The sequence below is a fragment of the Vibrio fujianensis genome (assembly GCF_002749895.1).
Taxonomy (GTDB): domain Bacteria; phylum Pseudomonadota; class Gammaproteobacteria; order Enterobacterales; family Vibrionaceae; genus Vibrio; species Vibrio fujianensis.
Map to the genome: position 1 here is coordinate 121,093 of NZ_NBUS01000036.1, position 5,421 is coordinate 126,513.

Here is a 5,421-nt window from a genome sequence, read left to right on the forward strand (position 1 = left end):
CAAGAGTAGAAGCTGGCCGCTATCGGAGTTGGCTGGAGAACAACAAGAACCCAAAGGTTGAACTGGATAAAGAAAAACGCGCACAAGATGAGGCAAAGACCTTTAACGATGCATTTGAGAGTTTTGATGAGAAGCGTCTTTCTAAGCAATTACGAGGCGATCAGTCGAGAACCATTTACAATCGAGATATAAAGCCAATTATCGGTAATATTAAGCTGACGGATTTAAGCATATATGATCTTAATAAGGTTTTTGATGCGAAGGTTGATAAAGAGGGTAAGCGTATGGCTGGTGCTATCGGTGCTTGCCATAAAGTCATCAATCAAGTGATTAACCATGCCTTAGCTCTTAATATGCTTGATTCTCATCCGGCACCACAACTAAAAGCAAAGGATGTTGGAGGGGGCTCTAAAGTAACAAAGCGAAACCTTAGCTTTTCTGAGTTGAAAATATTGTTAACTAGCTTAGGGGAGTGGCGTACAGCCCCTTCTAACGTCCGTTTAATACGTTTCTTGCTGGGATGTGGTCAACGTATCAGTGCTGTTCTAGAAATGCGTTGGGGTGAGCTAGATCTGGAAAACAAGGTTTGGACTCTACCAGCCAGCTCAGCAGAGCGACATACTAAAAGTCCGGATAGTCGCAAAGTACCGCTCAGTGATTATCTTGTTGAGTTATTGCAAGAGCAGCGTGAAAGTGTCCCAAGTAAATGGAAGTTTGTTTGGCCTCAACTCACTGTAGATAAAGCCCAAGAGCCTGCGGCAGTACGGGCATTGATCAAACGTAATTTACCAGCCGATCTAGAGCGTTTTTCACCCCATGACTTGCGTCGTACCTTTATTAGCCGTTGTAGTGAAATGGGGCTGGATATCGTGGCAATAGAAAAGACAGTCGGCCACCAGCTACCGGGTATGCTTAGAGTTTATAACCACCATGACTACCTTGATGAGCAACTAGTCGTTTTACAGGCGTGGGGCGATAAGCTTCAGGCTTTGACAGTTGAGAATATTGTTCCTTTATCAGCGACGAGATCGGCTTGATTTTTCGTCCAATGTGTAACGAAGATACAGACTCTTCCTAATGGCTCGAGGAACAGCATGAATTCTAGTTTTATGAGCCTATGTAACTTAGATTATAGAGAGTTGGTTAACTGTTCGAGCGCTTTCGTCAACATTAAGTTTTTCTCTTCAAGTGAGTCTACTTTATTACGCATTTCTTCTAATTGACCCTCCTTCTGACGGCTTTTCGTCTTTAGCAAATCGTAACTTTCGAGCTTTTTATTCAGTAAGTCATTATCTCTTTCTAGCCTTCGAATCTCTCTTTTAAGTGCCGTTCCATCGATAATTGATCCTACAGCTTGACCTAAATTATCTAATCGATATTTCTTTTTAACTTTCTTGAGAGTTGTGTGAGTTTTGTCATCAACATAGACAGTATGTACTTTTTTGGCTCCTGTTTTTCTTCTGTAGTATTGCGCCCAAGATTTCTTCATGTTCGAGAGTTTCTCTTTCCTTAAAGCTGGCTCTGGAATCCTAGAAAAGTAGTGTTCAGCTTGCTTCAAGATGCTCTGTTGTAGAGGGTTGGTAATTATGTCGTCTACAGAAGGAAGACTTTTTGGTATCCCTTTTTTGATGAAATACTCAGTTAACCATTGGGTCATTTTCTTGTTCTTAAAATTAACCCACGCCTTAAAATTATCGATTTCCTTACTCACTATCTTTCCTTTAATTTGTTTTGCTACATGTAGCTTTACATGTAAATAATATACTGTCAAAAATTATGATATTATAAACTTAATAGGTATTATAAATAAAATGTGACAATCATGATTAGTGTGATTCTCCAGTTATGGAAAGAGCTGAAACCGCAGGACAAAGTCGTATACTTGCATTGGGTTTTGTGTACTCGAGAGCAAAGAAACGTGTTCCTATCAATTGCATCTCTGGCGGAAAAGTTAAAGATAAAAGAGTCGACAGTTCGTGGTTCGGTAGCACGCTTATGCATGTGTGATAAGGTAATTTTTAATAACGAGCAGTCATCGTATGCTGTCGTTTATCCAGCAGGTTTTGATAGCTCTCAGGAGTGCCCTAATGAGAAGCTAGCTTCAATTCTAGCAATACTAGGTATTGGAGAAGCCCTAACAGATGAACGTGCTGAAGCGTTGGCGAAGCGACTACTTAAAGTTGTATTGGTTTCTTTAACGGATGAGTTAGGGGTTGTTGAAAGTATTAGTTTTTCTCATCTTTCTAAAGTGACCGGAATGACGAAGCAAAGGTTACACCGTTACATAAACGAGTTGGTAGCTGATAGGTTTATTTTGAAGTTTGTCGCTGGTTGTAATGCACCTTACCTATACAAAAAGAGTCATTCGATTTGCATCATAGACCCAACGGTGTTTGGTGGTAGTAGGATTGAGCTAATAGGTTTTAAAGCAGAGAAGATGCTTGGGTGTGAGCCTAATCAGCGGATAAGGAGTCGAATAGCACAAGGCCGAAGAGGATGGAATCTTTTGTCGAATGAGATAATTCGACATAGCCTTTTAGGCAGGCTGAACCACTTTTTTGACGAGCTAGTATCACAAAATATTCGAGACAAATTAACGACAGACTACCATGCTTGTAGTCGAGATATTATTGCTTTGACGAACTTGAAGGAGGTAAATAACGATCTTCATAAGATATGGCTCAGGGATATTGATCATTTCTCTGATTTTTTCTTAAGTATCGTTCGTGAGCAGATTACAAAAAGCACGTCAAAGGGGCCCTTCGATATCTATTTCGTTAGAACAGAAACCTCTTGTTATGTGCTGTCAAATATAGGTAATGCATACTCAGGTGAGCTAAGCGTGATTGATAGTGATTCTGCTGTCTTTCAGCCTGATTCGGATGAAGATGCTTGGGTAATTAAAGGCGTTTTTTTGTACGATTAATCGTTCATAAATCGCTTTGATGTTATTGATAAGTTCCGAGTAGTTTTACGTTTAGTTATGTTAGGCAACGCTTTGTCGCTAAAGGTTAGTCGAGAAGTAATTGTCAATAGGAAATGGCAGATACAGTAATATACGTTTTAAAGGGTTAATCAAGGTTACTACACCTACCCCTAAGTAGGTGATGGGGAAATAAGGTAAAAAATAATATGAGTAGAGATACCTGTGAACACATACAACAGGTACTTACTCATGAAAAAATCAACATACAACGGATTACTGATTCAAGGCACTCTTAAAGATAATGAAGAAGGTTATTTAGAGCAGTTAATCGAAACAATGAACTACTCTATCGAAGAGTACCCTAGAACCTATGCGATACGAGTCGACTTGCGACTACCGTCTCATGGCTTTCTTGACGATCTTACTCGCGATGAAGCTGTGAACTATAACATTCGTCGTACAAAGCTAATGTCGCGGTTCAAAGAGTCATTAAGTGAAAAAATTAAAGCCCAAGGAATACGAAGGAAAAGAATGGGCAAGAGGGCAGCTCCGTGCAAAGTGAGATACGCATGGGCTAGAGAGCAGGACACATCAATGCATGAGCATTATCACCTTGTTCTGCTTTTCAATAAAGACCGCTTTTTCACAATTGGCCGCTACAAACAAAGAGATTCTCTGGCAAGTCTTATTACTGGTGCATGGACGAGCGCTCTAGGGTGTAGTGAGGAAGAGGCTTTAGGTTTGGTCCATTTTCCGATTAACCATAGTTACTATATCGAAAAAAATAGTGAGCACTTTACCGATCAATATTCGGATCTGTTTTATCGGATTAGCTATCTAGCCAAGAAGAGGAGTAAGCGCTATGGCGAGGGACATCGTTGCTTTGGCTGTAGCACTAGGTAACCTCGGCTAAGGGATTAAAAAGAGGGGAGAGAATCCCCTTATCCTTTGTGACGATGCTTTAAATCCCACACGCGCCACTGACTGGCTTGAAGGTGCGTGCGAGCGTCACCTTTAAGCTGAGTCAAAGTGAAGGTGTTTGAGAAGATGTCACCACTTAGACAGTAGCTACAGAACTGATGACAGTTTTCATTTAACAGGGAATAGTCTGTTTGCACACCAAGCATAGCTTCTGCAATTTGAGCGGTAAACTCACTGCCAATGGCTTTACCTTGAGCGTTGCAACTCACGTAAATGGAAAGGGCTGTGGTATATGCTAGGAATTGATGAATTGATACGGCTTCGATAAGACCTTTGCCATTTCGATGGATGATACGTCCATTTCCCATGTACACACCTGAATGCTCAGCATATCCAAATGCGAGATCGCAATACACAATGCTCCCTCTAACAGGACCATCGGTTTTCCAAAATAGGTTATGCGCTAAGCTTTTCGATAAGCTGCCTACAACAAAGCTCCCTATTGCGTGATATGGATTCATGTTATTTACTCTCCAATGTGATGATAACGAAACTCAAAAGGGCTCTGAGCTTAATGTTTATAAGGGATTAGCGGCCCCGCCCCTTCACTAAATGGCCTGGTTTAAAGTTCAAGAGAAACAAAGTCTTTATCGACTTCATCTTGAGTGATTCCGATATAGCGAAGCGTGACGCCCTCAGATGTGTGACGAAGCATTTTCATGACACGGCCGATATCTTTTGTGGATTGATAAAGAAAGTAACCTCGGGTCTTTCTCATCGAGTGAGTACCTAAAGCGATATTCAGTTCTCGGCCTACTTGCTGAAACGCCATTGACACGGCGCGTCGTGAGATTGGCTGGGGTGGTTTGTTTTTCAACTGTTGGCATCGGTGGGATTGAAACAAATAGATGTGGTCGGGATGTTGCTCTCTCAATCTAGCAATGTGCTGCTGCGCTTTGGTATTGAGTTGAATGTTGGCGAGCTTGCCAGTTTTACTCTCACGAATAATGAGCCGGTCGCCATTAATGTCTTCAAAGCGGATCGACAACAAATCAGAAATCCGCAGTGCTAGGTTTAATCCGATATACCACACATCGGCCATTTGTGGATGAAAACGAATACTCAACAGATGACCAACTAGGCGTATGGTGTCATCGTCTTTGACTGCTTGGACTTCAGCCATAATCTGCTTCCTTTTTTGTCTGTAGAAAGGTGTATTGGGAAGCACAGAGCCGACGACCTCAAGAAACCCTTGTGCAATAAGGGATTGATGCTTCCCGTTTTAACAATATGGGAAGCAGGCGTCGGTGCAGCTCTATGCTGGTGGTTTTGTTGAATGTTTGGTTACGGAGGGGAGTGTTCCGGGGTGGTAAGTGGACTGGCTCTGGCTACTAGCCACACTTAATCTGAATTTGGTTGTAAGCGTCCATTGCCACATAAGCTAGAAAGTTACACTCCCACATTTCATATAGCTCGGTTGTTTCTTGTAGGTGCATGTCAACGATCACCGAAAACTGATCCACTTTTAGCTTAAAAACGATCAATCAAAATTGATCCACCCTTTTACTCAGGTA

General features: G+C 41.6%; 6 protein-coding genes. 3 read left to right on the top strand and 3 right to left on the bottom strand.

What is annotated here, in order from left to right:
* On the top strand, positions 1-1,037 hold a 1,037-nt coding region (locus B7C60_RS03085), incomplete at its 5' end, for a tyrosine-type recombinase/integrase (protein ID WP_245868458.1).
* A gap of 92 nt (positions 1,038-1,129) precedes the next feature.
* Here the strand turns inward: B7C60_RS03085 and B7C60_RS03090 are convergent.
* Positions 1,130-1,711 (bottom strand): hypothetical protein, encoded by a 582-nt coding sequence (locus tag B7C60_RS03090; RefSeq protein ID WP_099610382.1) that lies wholly within the window; start codon positions 1,709-1,711, stop codon positions 1,130-1,132.
* Between the two features lie 111 nt (positions 1,712-1,822).
* Here B7C60_RS03090 and B7C60_RS03095 point away from each other — a divergent pair, with 111 nt between their 5' ends.
* Together B7C60_RS03095 and B7C60_RS03100 are read left to right on the top strand one after the other, a co-directional pair.
* A complete protein-coding gene (locus B7C60_RS03095; RefSeq protein WP_099610383.1) occupies positions 1,823-2,926 on the top strand; it encodes a hypothetical protein in 1,104 nt (367 codons plus the stop codon).
* Between the two features lie 249 nt (positions 2,927-3,175).
* Complete coding sequence (locus tag B7C60_RS03100) at positions 3,176-3,829, top strand: inovirus Gp2 family protein (protein ID WP_099610384.1); 654 nt, start codon at positions 3,176-3,178, stop codon at positions 3,827-3,829.
* A gap of 38 nt (positions 3,830-3,867) precedes the next feature.
* Here B7C60_RS03100 and B7C60_RS03105 read toward each other — a convergent pair whose 3' ends face one another.
* On the bottom strand, positions 3,868-4,368 hold the full coding sequence (locus B7C60_RS03105; RefSeq protein WP_099610385.1) for a lecithin retinol acyltransferase family protein: 501 nt from the start codon (positions 4,366-4,368) through the stop codon (positions 3,868-3,870).
* A 101-nt stretch (positions 4,369-4,469) separates the two neighbouring features.
* Positions 4,470-5,030 (bottom strand): tyrosine-type recombinase/integrase, encoded by a 561-nt coding sequence (locus B7C60_RS03110; RefSeq protein ID WP_099610386.1) that lies wholly within the window; start codon positions 5,028-5,030, stop codon positions 4,470-4,472.
* Between the last annotated feature and the right edge of the window lie 391 nt (positions 5,031-5,421).